Source organism: Nonomuraea sp. NPDC049714 (assembly GCF_044465295.1).
In the GTDB taxonomy this organism is placed as follows: Bacteria; Actinomycetota; Actinomycetes; order Streptosporangiales; family Streptosporangiaceae; genus Nonomuraea.
Window position 1 is genome coordinate 109,009 of the sequence record NZ_JBITLM010000004.1, and the last position, 20,184, is coordinate 129,192.

A 20,184-nucleotide genomic window follows, 5' to 3' on the forward strand; every position below is an offset into this window, starting at 1 on the left:
CCAGAGGACCGAGACCTCGTTGAAGACCGCTCGGTTCACTCACCAGCAGGCGCGATGCCTACCGGGCAAGCGACCCCAGTCCCTCCTATCCCGCAGTAGCCGCTTTTGTTGCGGTGAAGGTACTGCTGGTGGTAATCCTCGGCGAAGTAGAACGGACCCGCGGCAGCCACCTCAGTGGTGATCTCTCCGTATCCGGCCGTCTTGAGCACCTGCTCGTACGCGTCTCGCGACGTCTCCGCCGCCTTCCGCTGCTCCGGCGAGTGGTGGTAGATCGCGGAGCGGTACTGCGTCCCCACGTCGTTGCCCTGGCGCATCCCCTGGGTAGGGTCGTGGGCCTCCCAGAAGACCTTGAGCAGCTCCTCGTACGAGATCTCGGCGGGGTCGAAGACGACCCGGACCACCTCGGTGTGCCCGGTCCGTCCGCTGCACACCTCCTCGTACGTGGGGTTGGGCGTGTAGCCGCCCTGGTAGCCGGCGGCGGTCGTGACCACGCCGGGGGTCTGCCAGAACTTCCGCTCGGCGCCCCAGAAGCACCCCAGCCCGAAGTCCGCCACCTCGAGACCGTCGGGGTAGGGCGGGGCGAGAGGGGCGTCGAGGACGGCGTGTCGCGCCGGGACGGGCATGGTCTCGGCGCGCCCCGGCAGGGCGTCCTCGCGACTGACCATCGATGTCTTGTTGCCGAACAGCCAACCCATCGCGCCACCTCCACAGGCTCTTCCACTCTACAGACGCGCCAACGCTTTACGGTTCCTACATAGTCCCGTACAGATGCTCGCATTTGTAGTGAAGGGTGGTAATGCCCGAATATGGGGTTCATGCCTGACGCGCGACGCGGTGTTCTGTACGGAGTGGCCGCCTACATCATGTGGGGTTTGTTCCCGCTCTACTGGCCGCTGCTCAAGCCGGCGGGAGCGGTGGAGATCCTGGCCCATCGGATCGTGTGGTCGCTGGTCGCCGTGGTCGCCATGTTGGCCGTACGGCGGCACTGGTCGTGGATCAAGGAGCTGGTGGCTCAGCCCGGGAAGCTCGGGCTGCTGACCCTGGCCGCCATGGTCATCACGGTGAACTGGGGGACCTACATCTACGCGGTCAACACCGGTCACGTGGTGGAGGCCGCGCTCGGCTACTTCATCACCCCGCTGGTGAGCGTGGTGTTCGGGGTCGTGCTGCTGCGTGAGCGGCTGCGGCGGCTGCAGTGGGTGGCCGTGGGGTTCGGGGTGCTGGCCGTGCTGGTGCTGACCGCCAACTACGAGCGGCCGCCGTACATGGCGCTGGTGCTGGCCGTCAGCTTCGGGGGCTATGGACTGATCAAGAAGCACGCGAACGTGGGCGCCGGCGAGAGCTTGACCGTGGAGACACTGGTGCTGTTGCTGCCGGCGCTGGGCTACGTGGTGTTCCTGCAGCAGGCGGGCCAGGCGACGTTCGGGACCGCGGGCGTGGGGCACGCCCTGCTGCTGGTCGGCGGGGGTGTGATCACGGCGGTGCCGCTGATGTGCTTCACGGCCGCCGCCAACCGGGTGCCGCTGAGCACGATCGGGCTGATGCAGTACATCGCGCCCGTCCTGCAGTTCCTGTGCGGGGTGCTGATCGCCAGGGAGACCATGCCGCCGAGCCGGTGGATCGGGTTCTCGCTGGTGTGGCTCGCGCTGGCGATCTTCACGTACGACAGCTTCCGTACGGCGCGTGCCGCACGGATGGCCAGGTCAACCCGACCGCTCGACCACGTAGTCACATAGCGACAGGAAGGCGCCCCTGGCCGGGATGTCGGGCAGGCTGGAGATGTCGTCCCGCGCCCGGTTCACCCAGTCGTCCAGATCGGCCTGGGCCCTGGCCATCGCCGGGTGCGCCCGCAGCAGGGTCAGCGCCTCTTCGACGTCCGCCTCCGCCACCGGGCCCGACAGCAGCTCCGACAGCCTGGAGGCCGGGTCGTCGGCCAGTGCGTAGAGGACCGGCAGAGTTCTGACGCCCTCGCGCAGGTCGGTGCCCGGCGTCTTGCCCGACTCCGTGGACGTGGAGGCCACGTCCAGCAGGTCGTCGCCGAGCTGCCAGGCCACGCCGATCGCCTCGCAGGCCCTGCTGAGCCGCTCCTCGACCTCGGCGGGGGCGCCGGACAGCAGCGCGCCGAAGCGGCCGGAGGCGGCGATCAGCGAGCCGGTCTTGTCGGCCAGCACGCTGATGTAGTGGGTCACCGGGTCCTCGTCGGCGCGCGGGCCGACGGTCTCGCGGATCTGCCCCTGCACCAGGCGGGAGAACGTCTGCGCCTGGATCCGGATCAGCTCGGGGCCGAGGTCGGCCAGCAGGTCGGACGCCTGGGCGAACAGGTAGTCGCCGGTGAGGATGGCGACGGTGTTGTCCCATCGGGCGTTGGCCGACGGGGAGCCCCGGCGCACCGGGGCCTCGTCCATGACGTCGTCGTGGTAGAGGGAGCCGAGGTGGGTCAGCTCGATCACCACGGCGCCGGGCACCACGCCCGGCGCCGAGGGGTCGCCGAACTGGGCCGCCAGCAGCACCATCAGGGTGCGGAAGCGCTTGCCGCCGGCCTGGATGAGGTGCATGGACGCCGCCGTGACGAAGGCGTCCTCGCTCTCCACCGAGGTTCGCAGCAGCTTCTCGACGGCGGCCAGTCCGTTGGCCACATCCTGCGCCAACCGCTCATCCTCGATGGGAAGGTCAACCACGGGAGGCGCGGACATATAAAATCCCCTATCTGACGAAAAGGCTGGCAGCGGCGTTGTGGGCGAGCTGGAGCACGGGCTCCGGGAACACCCCGACCCCTACCGTAACCAGCATGGCGATCGCGATGACCGCCACGGTCCCCGCACTGGGGATCGCGATCGACGGCCCGTCCGCCGCCGGCTCGTTGAAGAACATCAGCACGATGACCCGGACGTAGAAGAACGCCGCGATCGCCGAGGCGACGACGCCCACCACGACCAGCCCGGTCATCCAGTTGCCGAGCGAGTCGCCGGCTTCCCTGCCACTGGCCAGCGCCGCCGTGAACACGGCGTACTTGCCGAAGAAACCACTGGTCAGCGGGATTCCGGCGAAGGCCAGCAGGAAGAAGGCGAAGACTCCCGCCAGCATCGGCGAGCGCTTGCCCAGCCCGGCCCAGCGGGACAGGTGGTTCGCCTCGCCGCCCGGGTCGCGCACCAGCGTGACCACCGCGAACGCGCCGACCGTGGCCAGGCCGTAGACCAGCAGGTAGAACAGGATCGCCTGCATGGAGATGGCGTTGCCCGCGGCCGTGCTGGACGTGGCGACCACGCCCACCAGCAGGAAGCCGGCGTGCGCGATGGAGGAGTAGGCGAGCATCCGCTTGATGTCGGTCTGGGTGATCGCCAGGATCGAACCGACGATCATGGTGAGCGCGGCGATGACCCAGATGACCGGACGCCAGTTCCAGTCCAGGCCGCCCAGGCCGGCCCAGAAGACCCGCAGCAGGGCGCCCACGGCCGCGACCAGCGTGCCGGAGGCCATGAGGGCGGTGATGGGCGTCGGCGCGCCCTGGTAGACGTCCGGCTTCCAGGCCTGGAACGGCGCGGCGCCGAGCTTGAACAGCAGGCCGACGCCGAGCAGCGAGAACCCGAGCAGCAGCAGCGGGTCGAGCAGCGCGCCCGTCGCCATGGCCTGGCTGATCCCGGCGAAGGAGACCGTGCCGGCGTAGCCGTAGATCATGGCGGTGCCGTACAGGAAGAACGCCGAGGAGAACGCGCCCAGCAGGAAGTACTTCATCGACGCCTCCTGCGACAGCAGGCGGCGACGGCGGGCCAGGCCGCACAGCAGGTACAGCGGCAGCGACATGACCTCAAGGCCGACGAACATCGTCAGCAGGTCGTTGGCGGCCGGGAAGAGCAGCATGCCGCCGATCGCGAACAGCGCGAGGGGGTAGACCTCGGTGTGCGCGCTGCCGGCACGCTCGGCCTCCTCCTCGTCGGCGCTGCCGGGCACCGCGGCGGCCGACGCGACGAAGTGACCCTCGTCGTTGATCAGCAGCACACAGACGAACGACAGGACGAGGATGACGCCCCAGATGAACAGGGACGGCCCGTCGACCGCGAGGGCGCCCATGGCGACCGGCGTGGTCGGCACGTCGCCGGAGACGACCTGCAGGATGACGAGGGCGAACGCGCCCGCGATGCTGAGCAGGGTGATGGGCACCTGCATCGACTTGCGCAGATAGCGGGGCGCGAACGCCTCCACCAGCACGCCGACGATGGCGGCGCCGAAGATGAGCAGTAGCGGCGCCAGCGTGCCGTACTCGATCGTCGGCGCCACGATGGTGTTGTTCACTGACCGGCTCCCTTCTCAGCGATAGCCGGATTGTCCACTTCCACGTTGGTCAGCGTGCTGGTGACCGCTGGGTTGATCACGTCGAGCAGTGGCTTGGGGTAGAACCCGAAGCCGATGATCAGGGCGATCAGCGGCGCCATCACCCAGATCTCGCGTGCGTTGAGGTCCTTGAACGCCTTCACCGGCTCGCTCGTGGGCCCGTTCAGGGTCCGCTGCACCATCCACAGGATGTAGACGGCCGCCAGGATGACGGCCACCGCGGAGACGATCGCCGCCGCCACGAACGCGCCCGACCCGGAAGCCGTGCTGGAGTAGGCGCCGATCATCACCATGAACTCGCTGACGAACGTCGACAGCCCCGGCAGCGACAGCCCGGCCAGGCCGGCGATCAGGAAGAAGCCGGCGAGCATCGGGGCGACCTTCTGGACGCCCCCGTAGTCGGCGATGTGCGGCGAGCCCCGCCTGGCGATGAGGAACCCGGCGGCCAGGAACAGCGCGCCGGTGGCGAAGCCGTGGTTGACCATGTACAGCGTCGCGCCGGCCTGGGAGACCTGCGACATGGCGAACACGCCCATCACGATGAAGCCGAAGTGCGAGATCGACGTGTAGGCGATCAGGCGCTTCATGTCGGTCTGCCCGATGGCCACGATCGCGCCGTAGATGATGCTGATGACCGCGAGCACCACGATCGGCATCGTGAACGCCTTGGCCGCGTCGGGGAACAGCTCCAGGCAGAAGCGGAGCATGCCGAACGTGCCGACCTTGTCGAGCACGCCCACGAGCAGCACGGCGGCACCGGCCGGAGCCTGCGCGGCGGCGTCGGGCAGCCAGGTGTGCACCGGCCAGAGCGGCGCCTTGATGGCGAAGGCGATGAAGAAGCCGGCGAACAGCCACTTCTGCGTGGCCGGGTCCTGGATGGCCCCGATGAGCTCGGGGAACATGAACGTCTGCTTGTCGGCGATGATGTACAGCCCGATGACCGCGACCAGCATGAGCAGGCCGCCGAACAGGGAGTACAGCAGGAACTTGACGGCCGCGTAGGACCGCTGGGCGCCGCCGTACGACCCGATCATGAAGTACATCGGGATCAGCATGGCTTCGAAGAAGACGTAGAACAGGAAGACGTCGGTCGCCGCGAAGACGCCGATCATCATCGCTTCCAGCACCAGCAGGAGCGAGAAGTACGTCTTCACCGACCGCTTGGGCGCGACCACGGTGCCGTCGGCGGCCTTGACGCCGTCGGCGTCGTGCCAGGAGGCGAGCACCACGATCGGCACCAGCACCGCCGACAGGGCGATCAGCACCAGCGCCACACCGTCGACGCCGACGCCGAAGTGCACCCCGAAGGACGGGATCCAGTCGTAGACCGCCTCGAACTTGAACCGGTCACCGGCGGCGCCGGGGAACTGGAACGCCATCACCAGCGTGAGCGCCAGGACCACCAGCGAGACCGCCAGCGTGACCTGCTTGGCCAGCTTGTCGCTGCCCTTGGGGAGCAGGGCCACCACGATGGCGCCCAGCACGGGCACCGCCATGATGATCGGGAGCCAGAGTGCCGACATCAGATGTTCCCAACGAGGAGCAGGGCGCCGGTCACCAGGGCGGCACCGATCAGGATGGACAGCGCGTACGTTCGTGCGAAGCCCGTCTGGAGCCGTCGCAGGCGCCCTGAGCTCCCGCCGATGCCCGCGGCCAGGCCGTTGACCAGCCCGTCGATGCCACGGTTGTCGAAGTAGACGGCGAAGCGGGTCAGCCACTGGCCGGGCCGCATGAGCAGCGACTCGTTGATCGCGTCGCCGTACAGGTCACGCCGGGCGAACGTGGTGAGGAACGAACCGCGCGGCTGCACGGCGGGCACCGGGGAGCGGCCGTACTTGAACCAGGCGTAGGCGGCGCCCACCGCGACCAGCGCCAGCGTGGACAGGCCCACGGTGGTGGTGCTGAAGACGTGGAACTCCGGACGGTGCTCCGGCAGGCCCACGGCGGGGGCCAGGAAGTCCATCAGCCGGTTGTCCATGATGAGGAAGTAGCCGAGGACGATCGAGCCGATGGAGAGCAGGATCAGCGGCACCGTCATCACCGAGGGCGACTCGTGCGGGTGGGCGTCCTTCTCCCAGCGCTTCTCGCCGAAGAACGTCATGAAGATCATGCGCGACATGTAGAAGCCGGTGATGCCCGCGCCGAGGACGGCCAGCCAGCCCATCCAGGCGCCGTGCTCCATGGCCGTCTCGATGATCCCGTCCTTGGTGTAGAAACCGGACAGGAACGGGAAGCCGATGATGGCCAGGTAGCCGACGATGAACGTGGCGAAGGTGATCGGCATGTACTTACGGAGACCGCCGTACTTGCGCATGTCCACCTCGTCGTTCATGCCGTGCATGACCGAGCCGGCGCCGAGGAACATGTCGGCCTTGAAGAAGCCGTGCGCGATGAGGTGCGCGATGGCGAAGGCGTAACCCGCCGGGCCGAGGCCCGCGCCGAGCATCATGTAGCCGATCTGCGACATCGTCGAGCCGGCCAGGCCCTTCTTGATGTCGTCCTTGGCGCAACCGATGATCGCACCGGCGAGCAGCGTGACGACGCCGACGATGGTGACGACCAGCGAGGCGACGCTGGAGGCCTCGAAGAACAGGCCGGAGCGGACCACCAGGTAGACGCCGGCGGTGACCATGGTCGCGGCGTGGATGAGGGCGGAGACCGGGGTCGGGCCCTCCATCGCGTCCAGCAGCCAGGACTGCAGCGGCACCTGGGCCGACTTGCCGCAGGCGCCGAGGAGCAGCAGCAGGCCGATGGCGGTGATGGTCCCCGTGGAGACCCCCGACTGCTCCAGCACCTTCGGGGTGAGCTCGCTGAAGTTCAGCGTGCTGAACGAGGTCCAGATGATGAACATGCCGACCAGCAGGCCGAGGTCGCCGACGCGGTTGACGACGAACGCCTTCTTGGCGGCGACGGCGGCCGACGGCTTGAACTGCCAGAAGCCGATCAGCAGGTAGGAGGCCAGGCCGACGCCCTCCCAGCCGATGAACAGGCCGACGTAGTTGTCGGACAGCACCAGCAGGAGCATCGCGGCGACGAACAGGTTCAGGTAGGCGAAGAACCGGCGCCGGTCGGGGTCGTGCGACATGTAGCCGATCGAGTAGATGTGGATCAGCGATCCGACACCCGTGATCAACAGGGCGAAGCTGATCGACAACGGGTCGATCAGCAGGCTCATGTCCACCATGCCCGGGATGAACTCGTACAGGTGCACGGCCTGACGGCGCTGAGCCTCCCCGAGTCCGAGCAGCTCGACGAACGCCAGCACCGCCACGACGAACGAGGCGAGGGACATGGCCACGCCCAGCAGATGGCCCCACCGGTCGGAGCGGCGGTTGAGCACCAGCAGGATGAGCGCCCCCAGCAACGGGAGCACGATCATCAGCCAGGACAACCCGATCGCGCCACCAGCGGTGTGCTGGATGATCTCAGCAGGAGATTCCACCAGTCACCTCTTAGTACTTCAGCAGGTTGACGTCGTCGACCGACGCTGACCTGCGGGTTCGGAAGATCGTCACGATGATTGCCAGGCCTACCACGACCTCGGCCGCGGCCACCACCATCACGAAGAACGCGATGATCTGGCCTTCGAGGTTGCCCACCTGCCTGGCGAAGGTGACGAAGGCGAGGTTGCAGGCGTTGAGCATGAGCTCGACGCACATGAACACCACGATCGCGTTGCGCCTGGTAAGCACGCCGATCGCGCCGATCGCGAACAGCAGGCCGGACAGGATGAGGTATTGCGTGGTCACTTGGACTCCTCCTCGGCCCTGTGCTTGATGGCCTCGGCGAGCTTGGGATCCTCAGGGAGGAGCCCCTGCTCCACGTCGTACCGCGCGATGTAGCGGTTGACCGAGGATTCGGCGACCGAGCCGTCCGGCAGCAGCGCCGGCATGTCGATGGCGTTGTTGCGGGCGTAGGTGCCGGGCCCGGGCAGCGGCGACGGCCTGTCGCCTGCGAACCTGGCGCGGGACTGGTCCTTCTGCGTCGCCTTCTTCTCGGTGCGCTCCCGGTGCGCCAGCACCATCGCGCCGAGCGCGGCGGTGATGAGCAGCGCCGAGGTGATCTCGAACGCGAAGACGTACTTGGTGAACAGCAGCAGCGCGATGGAGCGGATGTAGCCGCCCTGCGCCGTGGCCGCCGCCAGGCCCGCCTGGGTGGAGAAGACCGCGTTGCCGACGGCCAGCACGATCAGCGCCGCGAAGCCGAGGCCGGCGATGATCGCCCAGAACCGCTGTCCCCGGAGCGTCTCGACCAGCGAGTCGGAGGAGTCGACGCCGACCAGCATGAGCACGAACAGGAAGAGCATCATGACGGCGCCGGTGTAGACGATGATCTGCACGGCGGCCAGGAAGGGCGCTTCCTGCACGGCGTAGAGGACCGCGAGGCAGAGCATCACGGTCCCGAGCATCAGCGCCGAGTAGACGGCCTTCCGGTTGAAGACCATGCCGAGCGCCGCGCCGACGGAGATGACGGCGAGCACCCAGAAAGTGATGGTCTCACCCATTGGTCCGTCCCAGCCGGTAGTAGTCCTCTTCGGTCTCGCCGAGCCGCATGGGGTGCGGAGGCTGCTCCATCCCCTGGGTCAGCGGGGCGAGCAGCATCTCCTTGGTGAAGATGAGGCTCTCGCGATTGCTGTCGGCGAGCTCGTACTCGTTGGTCATGGTGAGCGCGCGGGTCGGACAGGCCTCGATGCACAGACCGCACAGGATGCACCGCAGATAGTTGATCTGGTACGTGCGTCCGTAGCGCTCCCCCGGGGAGAAGCGCTCGTCCTCGCTGTTGTCCGCGCCCTCCACGTAGATGGCGTCGGCCGGGCACGCCCAGGCGCACAGTTCGCACCCGATGCACTTCTCCAACCCGTCGGGCCAGCGGTTGAGCTGGTGCCGTCCGTGGAAGCGAGGGGCCGTCGGCTTCTTCTCCTCCGGATAGTTGGTCGTGACGGGCTTCTTGAACATCGTGTGGAAGGTGACCCCGAAGCCTTTGACGGGGTTCAGCCAATCAGTTAGTCCCACTGGGAATCTCCTTGTGCTGCACCCCGTGGTAGTGCGGCAGATCGAGCGGCGGCACAGGGAAGCCGCCTGCCGTCGGCTCGTTGGACAGCTCCTCGAACTCGGCTTCGACCTCCGCCTTCCTGGCTTCCTTGCGTCGCTGGTTCACCGTGTCGAACCGCATCCAGATGGCCAGGGCGCCGATGACGATGATCACACCGAGACCGGCAGAGACGTACAGATCGCCCTCGAAGGTCCCGTTGTTGACGAACAGGACGTTGCGCACGGCGGCGACCAGCAGGATCCACGCCAGGTTGACCGGGATCAGGACCTTCCAGCCCAGCGACATCAGCTGGTCGTAGCGGACCCGCGGCAGAGACGCGCGCACCCAGACGATGAAGCAGAACGTCAGCACGAACTTGATGAAGAACCAGAGCACCGGCCAGTAGCCGACGTTCGCCCCCTCCCACATCGAGATCGGGAAGGGCGCCCGCCAGCCGCCGAGGAACAGCGTGACGGCGATGCCGCTGGCGGTGAAGGTGTGGATGTACTCGGCCATCATGATGACGGCGAACTTCAGCGACGAGGAGTATTCCGTCTGGAAGCCGCCGACCAGCTCGCCCTCACCCTCGGGCAGGTCGAACGGGATGCGCGCGGCCTCGCCGAACATGCAGACCACGTAGACCAGGAACGACGGCAGCAGCAGCACCGCGAACCAGGTCGCCTCCTGCGCCTCGACGATCTCCGACGTGGACAGCGTCCCGGCGAACAGGAAGACGGCCACGAACGACAGACCCATCGCGATCTCGTACGAGACCACCTGCGCCGCCGACCGCAGACCGCCGAGCAGCGCGTACGGCGAGCGCGAGGACCAGCCGGCGAGCACCACGCCGTAGACCGAGACGGCGCCCATGGCCAGCATGAACAGCACGGCCACCGGCAGGTCCACGAGCTGCAGCGGCGTCTGCACGCCGAACAGGTTCACCACCGGCCCGAACGGGACGATGGAGAAGGCCAGGAAGGCCGGCACCACCATGATGATCGGGGCCAGCAGGTAGAGGACCTTGTCCACGGTGTTCGGGAACAGGTCCTCCTTCAGGCCCATCTTGAGGCCGTCGGCCACGGACTGCAGGAGGCCGAACTTGCCGGCCCGGTTCGGTCCGTAGCGGTTCTGCATCCTGGAGATGAGCTTGCGCTCGAACCAGACGCCGAACAGCACGCCCAGCATCAGGAAGACGAACAGCATCACGGCCTTGATGATGGTGATCCAGAGTGGATCCTTGCCGAAGTCGGCAAGGTCGGCCGCGAGAACGATTTTCATGAGGCGCTCCCGATCGTGACGATGTCGCCCGACACGGCGCCGAGATCGCGCGTGACCGAGCAGCCGCCCGAGTTCGACGGCACCCAGACCACCCGGTCCGGCAGGTCGGCGATGCGGACGGGCAGCGTGACAGCCTGGGGCCCGGTGCCGCCGACGACGAGCTTGTCGCCGTCCACGACGCCGATCTCCGTCGCGGTGGCCGCCGAGACCAGCGCCTCGGCGGCGCGGGCGGTGCCCGCGAGGTACGGCTCGCCGTCTTGCAGGCGGCCGTCGTCGAGGAGCAGGTGCCAGGTGGCCAGCAGCGCCTCACCGGCGGCGGGCGCGGGCCGGGTGCGGACGCCGGTGCTCGGCGCCGCGACGCGGGTGCCGCGCCAGGAGCCCATGGCCGACAGCTCGCGCCGGGCGGCCTTGGCGTCGGGCAGGCCCAGGTGGACGTCCATCCGGTCGGCCAGGTTACCGATCACGGCCAGGTCGCTCTGCAGGCCGGGCACCTTGATCGGCGCCTCGAACGAGCGGCCCCTGCCTTCCCAGTTGACGAACGTGCCGCCCTTCTCCTGCACGGTGGCCACCGGCAGGACCACGTCGGCCCGGTCGGTGACGGCGCTCGCGCGGGTCTCCAGGCTGACGATGAACGGGGTGTTCTCCAGCGCGGCCAGCGCGGCGGCGGGGTCGGCCAGGTCGTACGGGTCGACCCCGGCCACGACCAGCGCGTCGAGCTCGCCGTCGAGGGCGGCGGCGAGCATGCCCATGGTGTCGCGGCCCGGCGTGGCGGGCAGCGAGGCCACGTTCCACACCCTGGCGACCTCCGCCCTGGCGCTCTCGTCGTCGACCGGGCGGCCGATCGGCAGCAGGTTGGGCAGCGCGCCGGCCTCCAGGGCGCCGCGCTCGCCGGCGCGGCGCGGGATCCAGGCCGTCCTGGCGCCCGAGGCGGCGCTCAGCCGCGCCAGGGCGGACAGCGCGCCGGGGACGGTGGCCAGCCGCTCGCCCGCGAGCACGATCGTGCCCTCGGCCAGCGTGCCGACCAGCTCGCCGATCGCGTCGGCCTCGCCGCCCGGCGCGGTGCGGATGAGCGTGGCGCCCATCTTCACCACGCCCGGCGTGGCGAACGGGGCGATCGCGGTGACCTTGAGCCCCCGCTTCAGCCACGCCTTGCGCAGGCGCAGGAAGACGATGGGCGACTCCTCCTCGGGCTCGAACCCGACGAGCAGCACCGCCGGCGCGCTCTCCAGGTCGGCGTAGGAGATCTCGATGCCCTTGCCCGCGACCTCGTGGGCCAGGAAGGCGGCCTCCTCGGCGGAGTGCGGCCTGGCCCGGAAGTCGATGTCGTTGCTCCCCAGGGCGAGCCTGGCGAACTTGGCGTAGGAGTAGGCGTCCTCGACCGTGACCCGGCCGCCGACCAGCACGCCGGCCCTGCCGCGGGCGGCGGCCAGGCCCTGGGCGGCGACGCTGAGCGCCTCCGGCCAGGAGGCGGGCTCCAGCACGCCGTCGGCGTTGCGGACCAGCGGCGTCTTGAGCCGGTCGGGCTGCGTGGCGTAGGTGAACGCCCAGCGGCCCTTGTCGCAGTTCCACTCCTCGTTGACCTGCGGGTCGTTGCCCGCCAGCCGGCGGGTGACCCGGCCACGGCGGTGGTCGGTGCGCTGCGAGCAGCCCGACGCGCAGTGCTCGCACGCGCTCGGCGTGGAGACCAGGTCGAACGGGCGGGCCCGGAACCGGTAGGCGGCGCCGGTCAGCGCGCCCACCGGGCAGATCTGCACCGTGTTGCCGGAGAAGTAGGACTGGAACGGCTCGCCGTCGGCGACCCCGATCTGCTCCTTGGCGCCGCGCTCGAAGAACTCGATGAACGGGTCGCCGGCGATCTGGTCGGAGAAGCGGATGCAGCGCGCGCACTGCACGCAGCGCTCGCGGTCGAGCAGCACCTGCGTGGACAGGGGCAGCGGCTTGGGGAAGGTGCGCTTCTGCTCCTGGAACCGGGACTCGCCCTGACCGTTGGACATGGCCTGGTTCTGCAGGGGGCACTCACCGCCCTTGTCGCAGACCGGGCAGTCCAGCGGGTGGTTGATCAGCAGGAACTCCATCGCCGCGCGCTGCGCCTTCTCGGCGACCGGCGAGGTGAGCTGGGTCTGCACGACCATGCCCTCGGCGACCTCGATCGCGCACGACGGCTGCGGCTTGGGGAAGCCGCGGCCGTTGCCCGCGTCGGGGATGTCGACCAGGCACTGGCGGCAGTTCGCCGCCGGGTCGAGCAGCGGGTGGTCACAGAACCTGGGGATCTGGATGCCGAGCAGCTCGGCCGCCCTGATGATCAGCGTGCCCTTGGGGACGCTGATCTGGAACCCGTCGATCGTCAGGGTCACCAGGTTGGTCTCTACAGCGGTTGCGGTCACCGGTCACCCCACACAGTGGACTTCTTCGCGTCGAACGGGCAGCCGCCGACCTCGAAGTGCTTGAGGTATTCCTCGCGGAAGTACTTCACCGAGGAGTGGATGGGGCTGGTCGCCCCGTCGCCGAGCGCGCAGAACGAGCGCCCGAGGATGTTGTCCGCGATGTCGGTGATCGTGGACAGGTCCTCCTCGGAGCCCTGACCGGCCTCCAGGCGCTTGAGCACCTGCTTGAGCCAGAAGGTGCCCTCGCGGCACGGCGTGCACTTGCCGCACGACTCGTGGGCGTAGAACTCGGTCCAGCGCAGCACCGTGCGGACCACGCAGGTGGTCTCGTCGAAGATCTGCAGCGCGCGGGTGCCGAGCATGGAGCCCTTGGCGCCCACCGCCTCGAAGTCGAGCGGCACGTCGAGGTGCTCGTCGGTGAAGATCGGCGTGGACGAGCCGCCGGGGGTCCAGAACTTGATCTGGTGGCCCGCGCGGATCCCGCCCGCCATGTCGAGCAGCTCGCGCAGCGTGATCCCCAGCGGCGCTTCGTACTGGCCGGGCCTGGTGACGTGGCCGCTCAGGGAGAAGATGCCGAAGCCCTTGGACTTCTCCGTCCCCATCCCCGCGAACCAGTCGGCCCCGTTGGCGATGATGGCGGGAACACTGGCCACAGATTCCACGTTGTTCACAACAGTAGGTGAGGCGTAAAGCCCCGCCACGGCCGGGAACGGAGGCTTGAGACGCGGTTGACCTCTGAAGCCCTCCAGCGAGTCGAGCAGCGCCGTCTCCTCGCCACAGATGTAGGCGCCGGCGCCGCTGTGCACGACGAGCTCCAGGTCGTAGCCGGAGCCGAAGACGTCGGTGCCGAGATAGCCCTTGTCGTACGCCTCACGCACGGCCGCGTGCAGCCGCCGGATGACGTGCAGCACCTCGCCGCGCACGTAGATGAAGGCGTGGTTGGCCCGGATCGCGAAGGCCGTGATGATGACGCCCTCGATCAGCGCGTGCGGGTTGGCCATCATGAGCGGGATGTCCTTGCAGGTGCCCGGCTCCGACTCGTCGGCGTTGACCACGAGATAGTGCGGCTTGCCGTCGCCCTGGGGGATGAACCCCCACTTCATGCCCGTCGGGAAGCCGGCGCCGCCGCGGCCGCGCAGGCCGGAGTCCTTGACGGCCTGGATGACGGCGTCGGGCTCCATGCCCAGCGCCTTCTTGGCCGCGTCGTACGGCCCGTAGCCGTCGAGGGTGAAAGAGTTGGCCTGGTCCCAGTTGGCGGTCAGGACCGGGGTAAGGGTAGTCGTCATGCCTCGGGGGCCTTCCATCCATTGGCCTTGGCGACCTTGAGACCCTCCAGTGAGGGCCCGGCCGCCGAGGGGCCGTCGCCCGCCAGCTCGTCGGGCAGCCCGGCCAGGACGCGCGAGGCGTCCTTGAACGAGCACAGCTTCTTCGGGCCGCGGGTGGGCCGCACGTCCTTGCCGTCACGCAGGTCGTCGACGAGCTGCTTGGCCGACTCGGGCGTCTGGTTGTCGAAGAACTCCCAGTTGACCATCATGACCGGGGCGAAGTCGCAGGCCGCGTTGCACTCCAGGCGCTCCAGCGAGACCTTGCCGTCGGAGGTGGTCTCCTCGTGGCCGACCCCGACGTGCTCCGAGAGCTGCTCCCAGATCTCGTCGCCGCCCATGACGGCGCAGAGCGCGTTGATGCAGACACCGACGTGATACTCCCCGGCGGGCCTGCGCTTGTACATGGTGTAGAAGGTCGACACGCCGACGACCTCGGCCTTGCTCAGGCCGAGCAGCTGCGCGCAGAACTCGTGTCCGTCGTCGGAGACGTAGCCGTCCTCGGACTGCACCAGGTGCAGCAGCGGCAGGAGCGCCGACCGCGTCTTCGGGTAACGGCCGATGATCTCCTTGGCGTCCCGTTCGAGACGCTCCCGGACTTCCGGTGAATACGTCACCGATCCACACCTCCCATGACGGGGTCGATAGATGCCACCGCGGCGATCACGTCGGCGACCTGGCCGCCCTCCGCCATGGCGGGGAAGGCCTGCAGGTTGTTGAACGACGGCTCGCGGAAGTGGAAGCGGTAGGGCCGGGTGCCCCCGTCGCTGACGATGTGCGCGCCGAGCTCGCCCTTGGGCGACTCGATCGGCACGTAGACCTGGCCGGCCGGCACCCGGAAGCCCTCGGTCACCAGCTTGAAGTGGTGGATGAGGGCCTCCATGGAGCTGCCCATGATGTGCGCGATGTGGTCGGGAGAGTTGCCGAAGCCGTCAGGGCCGAGCGCGAGCTGCGCGGGCCAGCCGATCTTCTTGTCCTCGATCATCACCGGGTCGCCCTTGAGCGGACCGGCGATGCGGTCCAGGGCCTGCTCGACGATCTTGAGGGACTCTTCCATCTCCCGCATGCGCACCAGGTAGCGCGAGTAGACGTCGCAGCCGCGCTCGGTGGCCACGTCGAAGTCGTAGGTCTCGTAGCCGCAGTAGGGCTGCGACTTGCGCAGGTCCCACGGCAGACCCGCGGAGCGCAGGATGGGCCCGGTGATGCCGAGCGCCATGCAGCCGGTCAGGTCGAGGTAGGCGACGTCCTTGGTGCGGCCCACGAAGACGGGGTTCTCGTCGAGCAGCTTGCGGATGTCCTTGATCCGCTTGGGCATCTCCTTGAGGAACTCACCGACCTTGTCGACCGCGCCCGCGGGCAGGTCGACGCTCACGCCGCCCGGCCGCACGTAGGCGTGGTTCATGCGCAGACCGGTGATGTACTCGAACAGATCCATGATCAGCTCGCGGTCGCGGTAGCCGAACAGGAACGGCGTGGTCGCGCCCAGCTCCATGCCGAAGGTGCCCATCGCGACCAGGTGCGAGGAGATCCGGTTGAGCTCCATCATCATCACCCGGATGGCCTGCGCGCGGTCCGGGATCCGGTCCTCGATGCCGAGCAGCTTCTCGACGCCGAGGCAGTAGGCCGTCTCGTTGAAGATCGGCGACAGGTAGTCCATCCGAGTGACGAACGTGGTCCCCTGGGTCCACGTCCGGTACTCCATGTTCTTCTCGATGCCGGTGTGCAGGTAGCCGATGACGCCGCGCGCCTCGGTGACCGTCTCACCGTCGAGGGTCAGGACCAGCCTCAGCACGCCGTGCGTGGACGGGTGCTGCGGGCCCATGTTGACGACCAGGCGCTCGTCCTCGGAGTCGCGGACCCCGCTGACGACCTCGTCCCAGTCCGCGCCGTTGACCGAATAGACCTTGCCCTCGGTCGCCTCGTCGTATGCGGTGCTCACGAGTAGGACCTCCTTTGGTCCGGTGCGGGGATCTTCGCGCCGCGGTACTCGACCGGGATGCCGCCCAGTGGGTAGTCCTTGCGCTGCGGGTGGCCGTCCCAGTCGTCCGGCATCATGATCCGGGTCAGGCCGGGGTGGCCGTCGTAGACGATCCCGAAGAAGTCGTACGCCTCACGCTCGTGCCAGTCGTGGCCCGGGTAGACGCCGACGGTGGACGGGACGTGCGGATCGGCGTCCGGGCAGCTCGTCTCGACGCGCACGCGACGGTTGTTGGTGATGGAGCACAGGTGGATGACCGAGTGCAGTTCCTCGCCCGCCAGGTGCGGGTAGTGGACGGCGGAGACGCCGAGCGAGAGCTCGAAGCGCAGCGCCGGGTCGTCGCGCAGCTTCTGGCAGACCTCGACCAGCCGCTCCCGCTTGACGTGCAGGGTGAGCTCGCCGCGGTCGACGACCACGCGCTCGACGGCGTCGTCGAGGCCGAGGCCGTCGACGATCTCGTCGAAGTAGCTTCCGTACGGGCGCGGGGTGGACAGCTGCGGCGCCCGGCGGACGACCAGGCCGCCGTAGCCGGAGGTGTCGCCGCTGTCCTGGGCCCCGAACATGCCGCGCCTGGCGACAGGCGCCTCGGGCACCGCGGGAACCGGAACCTCGGGGGTCTCCCCGCTGTCCGGGCTCCCGGGGAGGTTGTCGGGGGAGGTCACTTGGCGGCCCCTTGGTCGATCAGCGGCAGCGTGCGCAGCGCCTGCAGTTCGAGCTCCTCGACCTGCTTGGCGCGGTGCGCGCCGAACTTCGTGTTCTGGATCTTGTCGTGCAGCTTGACGATCGCGTCGATCAGCATCTCCGGCCGCGGCGGGCAGCCGGGCAGGTAGATGTCGACCGGCACGACGTGGTCGACGCCCTGCACGATGGCGTAGTTGTTGAACATGCCGCCGCTGGAGGCGCACACGCCCATGGCGATGACCCACTTGGGCTCGGCCATCTGGTCGTAGATCTGCCGCAGGACGGGAGCCATCTTCTGCGACACTCGACCGGCGACGATCATGAGGTCGGCCTGGCGAGGAGACGCCGAAGCGCGCTCCATGCCGAAGCGCGCCAGGTCGTAGTGCGGGCCACCGGTGGCCATCAACTCGATGGCGCAACAGGCGAGCCCGAACGTGGCCGGCCATACGGAGTTCTTGCGCGCCCATCCTGCGGCCTGCTCGACCGTGCTGAGGATGAACCCGCTGGGGAGTTTCTCTTCAAGTCCCATTTTCAGTCCCAGTCCAGACCCTTGCGGCGCCACACGTAGGCGTAGGCGACGAGCACGGTGACGATGAACAGCAGCATCTCGACGAGCGCGAACACCCCGAGACCCGAGGAGATCACGCTGCCCGCGTCGTTGGTGAGCGGGGCGAAGGAGACCGCCCACGGGTAAAGGAAGATGATCTCGATGTCGAACACGATGAAGAGCATCGCGGTGATCATGTATTTGAGCGGGAACCGTCCGCCACCGACTGGCTGGGGCGTCGGCTCGATGCCGCATTCGTAGGCGTCGAGCTTGGCGCGGTTCCAGCGCTTGGGACCGGTGAAGGGAGCGATGGCGACCGAGAAGATCGCGAAGCCCCCCGCGAGAACGGCGAGCACCAGGATGGGCACGTAAAGGTCCATCGCTACACCTCCTCTGGAGTCGCCACGCGCGCGGGCGCGCAGCCTGATCTATGTGTTTGCCGGGTGAGTCTGGGATTCATGCTCGTGGCGCGACCTTCGAGAGTGCGTTAATGATCTTGTCCGACGCATCGCCTCGCCGGTCGGTGAGATTACCAAGGAGTTTGAGCGCGAAGCGCATCAGCCTCGGATGGGGCAATCCGTGCCTGGTGCCGAAGCTCATCACACCCGGCTTCCCGATTGCCTCCACGAACAACCTGCCCAGCGTGAAATATCCGCCGTAGGCGTCCTTCAGGGTCTGCGGGTAGGTCCGCAGGATCCGCTCCCGCTGCGCGGGGGTGGTGCCCTTGAGGGCCTTGGCGACGACCTCGGCGGCGATCTCGCCGGTCTCCAGGGCGTAGGCGATGCCTTCGCCGTTGAAGGGGTTGATCGATCCGCCGGAGTCGCCGGCGAGCAGAAGGCCGCGCGTGTAGTGCGGCTGCCGGTTGAAGGCCATCGGGAGCGCGGCGCCGCGGATGGGCGCCGTCATGTTCTCCTCGGTGAAGCCCCACTCGGCGGGCATCGACCGGCACCAGCGCATCAGCAGATCGCGGTAGTCGATGTTCTTGAAGTAGGCGCTGGTGTTGAGCAGGCCGAGCCCGACGTTGGCGGTGCCGTCGCCGACGCCGAACACCCACCCGTAGCCGGGCAGCAACGTCTCGTCGTCCCACAGCTCCAGCCAGGTCTCAAGGTAGTCGTCGTCGTGGCGCGGGCTCTCGAAGTAGGTGCGCACCGCCACGCCCATCGGGCGGTCCTCGCGCTTGTGCAGGCCCATGCCGAGCGCCAGCCGGGTGCTGTTGCCGTCGGCGGCCACCACCAGGCGGCTGCGGTAGGTGGCGCCGTCCTTGGTGGTCACCCCCACGATGTGGCCGCTGCGGTCGTCGAGGATCGGGCCGGTGACGGTGACGCCCTCCTTGAGGCGCGCCCCGGCCTTCACCGCCGTCGCGGCGACGATCTCGTCGAAGTCCTTGCGGGTGCGTACGAGCCCGAAGTCGGGGAAGCGCTCCAGCTGAGGCCAGTCGAGCTCGAAGCGGAGGCCGCCGCCGACGACCCGCAGGCCCTTGTTACGGACCCAGCCGGGGGCGTCGATGTCGACGCCCATGTTCATCAGCTGCTTGACCGCGCGCGGGGTGAGGCCGTCGCCGCACACCTTTTCCCTGGGGAACCGGGTCTTCTCCAGAAGCAGCACGTCGAGCCCGGCCTGTGCGAGGTAGAAGGCCGTGGCGGAACCGGCGGGACCGGCGCCGACGACGATGACGTCGGCGTCAGCCTGAATGGCTGCTGGCACGGTCACTGGACTGTCCTGTCCTACACACTCGAAGGCACGGGGTAAGTTCGCCTTCGTTCCTTTGTGAACCCCTTCACAAACTGTTCGGCCCGAAGTCTAACCCTTTTCGTGCACAAAGTGGCAGCCGGGGGGCCGTCAGGCGCTAGTAGATCACGTCAGCCCTCACCCTTTCGAGACCGGCGGCTTGAACCCCCGGTGCATCGCCACGATCCCCATGCTCATGTTGCGCCACGCGACCCGCTCCCAGCCGGCCCGCTGGATGACGCCGGCCAGCGTCGCCTGGTCCGGCCAGTCCCTGATCGACTCGGCCAGATACTCGTAGGAGTCGTCGTTGGAGCCGAACATCCCGGCCACCTTCGGCAGCATCCTCATCAGGTATTCGCGGTAGACCAGGTCGAAGGCGTCGACCGTCACATGGGAGAACTCCAGGATCACCAGCCGCCCGCCGGGCTTGGTCACCCTGAGCATCTCGCGCAGCGCCTGCTCGGTGTCGTGCACGTTGCGCAGCGCCACCGAGATGGTCACCACGTCGAAGACGTCGTCGGCGAACGGCAGCCGCATCGCGTCACCCGCGACGAACGGCACCCCCGCACCGGTCAGCGCGTTGCCGCCGTGCCGCCGCACCCCCGTGCGCAACATGCCGAGCGAGAAGTCGGAGGCGATCGCCCTGGCGCCCCAGGTGGTGAACGAGTCGGTGGAGGTGCCGGTGCCGGCGCCGAGGTCGAGGACGATCTCGCCGGGCCCCGCGTCGACGGCGGCGGCCACGGCCTTACGCCACAGCCGGACCTGCCCGAAGGAGATCAGATCGTTGACGAGATCGTAACGCCGGGCGGTGCGATCGAACATCGCGGCGACCTCGTCCGGCTGCTTGTCCAACTGAGCGCGCGTCATACCTCAAGACTATGGCTATCCCGACAATCGACGGAAAGT

The 20,184-nt window shown here is 68.3% G+C and carries 19 protein-coding genes; 1 reads left to right on the forward strand and 18 read right to left on the reverse strand.

The genetic code is table 11. The features are described from left to right. Nucleotides 1-35: 35 nt before the first annotated feature. On the reverse strand, nucleotides 36-695 hold the full coding sequence (gene msrA, locus ACIBQX_RS17840; RefSeq protein WP_397005667.1) for a peptide-methionine (S)-S-oxide reductase MsrA: 660 nt from the start codon (nucleotides 693-695) through the stop codon (nucleotides 36-38). A 120-nt stretch (nucleotides 696-815) separates the two neighbouring features. Here msrA and rarD point away from each other — a divergent pair, with 120 nt between their 5' ends. After that, nucleotides 816-1,736, forward strand: a complete 921-nt coding sequence (rarD, locus tag ACIBQX_RS17845; RefSeq protein WP_397005669.1) for an EamA family transporter RarD — start codon at nucleotides 816-818, stop codon at nucleotides 1,734-1,736. Here the strand turns inward: rarD and ACIBQX_RS17850 are convergent. From ACIBQX_RS17850 to ACIBQX_RS17930, 17 genes are all read right to left on the reverse strand, one after another. Next, the gene (locus tag ACIBQX_RS17850; protein ID WP_397005671.1) at nucleotides 1,704-2,693 is read right to left on the reverse strand and encodes a polyprenyl synthetase family protein; all 990 of its coding nucleotides are present in this window, start codon (nucleotides 2,691-2,693) and stop codon (nucleotides 1,704-1,706) included. The two genes, rarD and ACIBQX_RS17850, sit on opposite strands and share 33 nt — an antisense overlap. Before the next feature lie 10 nt (nucleotides 2,694-2,703). Beyond that, the gene (nuoN, locus tag ACIBQX_RS17855) at nucleotides 2,704-4,290 is read right to left on the reverse strand and encodes an NADH-quinone oxidoreductase subunit NuoN (protein WP_397005673.1); all 1,587 of its coding nucleotides are present in this window, start codon (nucleotides 4,288-4,290) and stop codon (nucleotides 2,704-2,706) included. Next, nucleotides 4,287-5,852, reverse strand: a complete 1,566-nt coding sequence (locus ACIBQX_RS17860; protein ID WP_397005675.1) for an NADH-quinone oxidoreductase subunit M — start codon at nucleotides 5,850-5,852, stop codon at nucleotides 4,287-4,289. Before ACIBQX_RS17860 ends, nuoN begins: the two co-directional genes overlap by 4 nt. Beyond that, nucleotides 5,852-7,708: an NADH-quinone oxidoreductase subunit L gene (gene nuoL, locus ACIBQX_RS17865; RefSeq protein WP_397006792.1), complete on the reverse strand. Its 1,857-nt coding sequence runs from the start codon at nucleotides 7,706-7,708 to the stop codon at nucleotides 5,852-5,854. Before nuoL ends, ACIBQX_RS17860 begins: the two co-directional genes overlap by 1 nt. A 73-nt stretch (nucleotides 7,709-7,781) precedes the next feature. Further along, entirely contained in the window at nucleotides 7,782-8,078 is a 297-nt protein-coding gene (gene nuoK / locus ACIBQX_RS17870; protein ID WP_397005677.1) for an NADH-quinone oxidoreductase subunit NuoK, read from the reverse strand. Further along, nucleotides 8,075-8,833, reverse strand: coding sequence for an NADH-quinone oxidoreductase subunit J (locus ACIBQX_RS17875; protein WP_397005679.1), 759 nt, complete (start codon nucleotides 8,831-8,833; stop codon nucleotides 8,075-8,077). The genes nuoK and ACIBQX_RS17875 overlap by 4 nt, the downstream gene beginning before the upstream one ends. Continuing rightward, on the reverse strand, nucleotides 8,826-9,341 hold the full coding sequence (gene nuoI, locus ACIBQX_RS17880; RefSeq protein ID WP_397005681.1) for an NADH-quinone oxidoreductase subunit NuoI: 516 nt from the start codon (nucleotides 9,339-9,341) through the stop codon (nucleotides 8,826-8,828). The genes ACIBQX_RS17875 and nuoI overlap by 8 nt, the downstream gene beginning before the upstream one ends. Beyond that, nucleotides 9,328-10,638, reverse strand: a complete 1,311-nt coding sequence (nuoH, locus tag ACIBQX_RS17885; RefSeq protein WP_397005683.1) for an NADH-quinone oxidoreductase subunit NuoH — start codon at nucleotides 10,636-10,638, stop codon at nucleotides 9,328-9,330. The genes nuoI and nuoH overlap by 14 nt, the downstream gene beginning before the upstream one ends. Next, nucleotides 10,635-13,022 carry an NADH-quinone oxidoreductase subunit G gene (locus ACIBQX_RS17890; protein ID WP_397005685.1) on the reverse strand — a complete coding sequence of 796 codons (2,388 nt, stop codon included), beginning with the start codon at nucleotides 13,020-13,022 and terminating at the stop codon, nucleotides 10,635-10,637. Before ACIBQX_RS17890 ends, nuoH begins: the two co-directional genes overlap by 4 nt. Further along, nucleotides 13,019-14,308, reverse strand: coding sequence for an NADH-quinone oxidoreductase subunit NuoF (gene nuoF, locus ACIBQX_RS17895; protein WP_397005687.1), 1,290 nt, complete (start codon nucleotides 14,306-14,308; stop codon nucleotides 13,019-13,021). The genes ACIBQX_RS17890 and nuoF overlap by 4 nt, the downstream gene beginning before the upstream one ends. Beyond that, the gene (gene nuoE, locus ACIBQX_RS17900; RefSeq protein ID WP_397005689.1) at nucleotides 14,305-14,961 is read right to left on the reverse strand and encodes an NADH-quinone oxidoreductase subunit NuoE; all 657 of its coding nucleotides are present in this window, start codon (nucleotides 14,959-14,961) and stop codon (nucleotides 14,305-14,307) included. Before nuoE ends, nuoF begins: the two co-directional genes overlap by 4 nt. Further along, nucleotides 14,958-16,283, reverse strand: a complete 1,326-nt coding sequence (locus tag ACIBQX_RS17905) for an NADH-quinone oxidoreductase subunit D (RefSeq protein ID WP_397005691.1) — start codon at nucleotides 16,281-16,283, stop codon at nucleotides 14,958-14,960. The genes nuoE and ACIBQX_RS17905 overlap by 4 nt, the downstream gene beginning before the upstream one ends. After that, on the reverse strand, nucleotides 16,280-16,984 hold the full coding sequence (locus ACIBQX_RS17910; protein WP_397005693.1) for an NADH-quinone oxidoreductase subunit C: 705 nt from the start codon (nucleotides 16,982-16,984) through the stop codon (nucleotides 16,280-16,282). Before ACIBQX_RS17910 ends, ACIBQX_RS17905 begins: the two co-directional genes overlap by 4 nt. Then, nucleotides 16,981-17,532, reverse strand: a complete 552-nt coding sequence (locus tag ACIBQX_RS17915) for an NADH-quinone oxidoreductase subunit B family protein (RefSeq protein WP_327108391.1) — start codon at nucleotides 17,530-17,532, stop codon at nucleotides 16,981-16,983. Before ACIBQX_RS17915 ends, ACIBQX_RS17910 begins: the two co-directional genes overlap by 4 nt. Before the next feature lie 2 nt (nucleotides 17,533-17,534). Next, nucleotides 17,535-17,930 (reverse strand): NADH-quinone oxidoreductase subunit A, encoded by a 396-nt coding sequence (locus ACIBQX_RS17920; protein WP_219504483.1) that lies wholly within the window; start codon nucleotides 17,928-17,930, stop codon nucleotides 17,535-17,537. Between the two features lie 76 nt (nucleotides 17,931-18,006). After that, on the reverse strand, nucleotides 18,007-19,260 hold the full coding sequence (locus tag ACIBQX_RS17925; protein WP_397005696.1) for a geranylgeranyl reductase family protein: 1,254 nt from the start codon (nucleotides 19,258-19,260) through the stop codon (nucleotides 18,007-18,009). Between the two features lie 156 nt (nucleotides 19,261-19,416). Continuing rightward, nucleotides 19,417-20,145 (reverse strand): demethylmenaquinone methyltransferase, encoded by a 729-nt coding sequence (locus ACIBQX_RS17930; RefSeq protein ID WP_397005698.1) that lies wholly within the window; start codon nucleotides 20,143-20,145, stop codon nucleotides 19,417-19,419. Between the last annotated feature and the right edge of the window lie 39 nt (nucleotides 20,146-20,184).

Coding starts and splice junctions, on each gene's coding strand:
- msrA (WP_397005667.1), bottom strand. CDS start 695: ATGGGTTGGCTGTTCGGCAACAAGACATCGATGGTCAGTCGCGAGGAC.
- rarD (WP_397005669.1), top strand. CDS start 816: ATGCCTGACGCGCGACGCGGTGTTCTGTACGGAGTGGCCGCCTACATC.
- ACIBQX_RS17850 (WP_397005671.1), bottom strand. CDS start 2,693: ATGTCCGCGCCTCCCGTGGTTGACCTTCCCATCGAGGATGAGCGGTTG.
- ACIBQX_RS17860 (WP_397005675.1), bottom strand. CDS start 5,852: ATGTCGGCACTCTGGCTCCCGATCATCATGGCGGTGCCCGTGCTGGGC.
- nuoL (WP_397006792.1), bottom strand. CDS start 7,708: ATGATCGTGCTCCCGTTGCTGGGGGCGCTCATCCTGCTGGTGCTCAAC.
- ACIBQX_RS17875 (WP_397005679.1), bottom strand. CDS start 8,833: ATGGGTGAGACCATCACTTTCTGGGTGCTCGCCGTCATCTCCGTCGGC.
- nuoH (WP_397005683.1), bottom strand. CDS start 10,638: ATGAAAATCGTTCTCGCGGCCGACCTTGCCGACTTCGGCAAGGATCCA.
- nuoF (WP_397005687.1), bottom strand. CDS start 14,308: ATGACGACTACCCTTACCCCGGTCCTGACCGCCAACTGGGACCAGGCC.
- ACIBQX_RS17915 (WP_327108391.1), bottom strand. CDS start 17,532: ATGGGACTTGAAGAGAAACTCCCCAGCGGGTTCATCCTCAGCACGGTC.
- ACIBQX_RS17920 (WP_219504483.1), bottom strand. CDS start 17,930: ATGGACCTTTACGTGCCCATCCTGGTGCTCGCCGTTCTCGCGGGGGGC.
- ACIBQX_RS17930 (WP_397005698.1), bottom strand. CDS start 20,145: ATGACGCGCGCTCAGTTGGACAAGCAGCCGGACGAGGTCGCCGCGATG.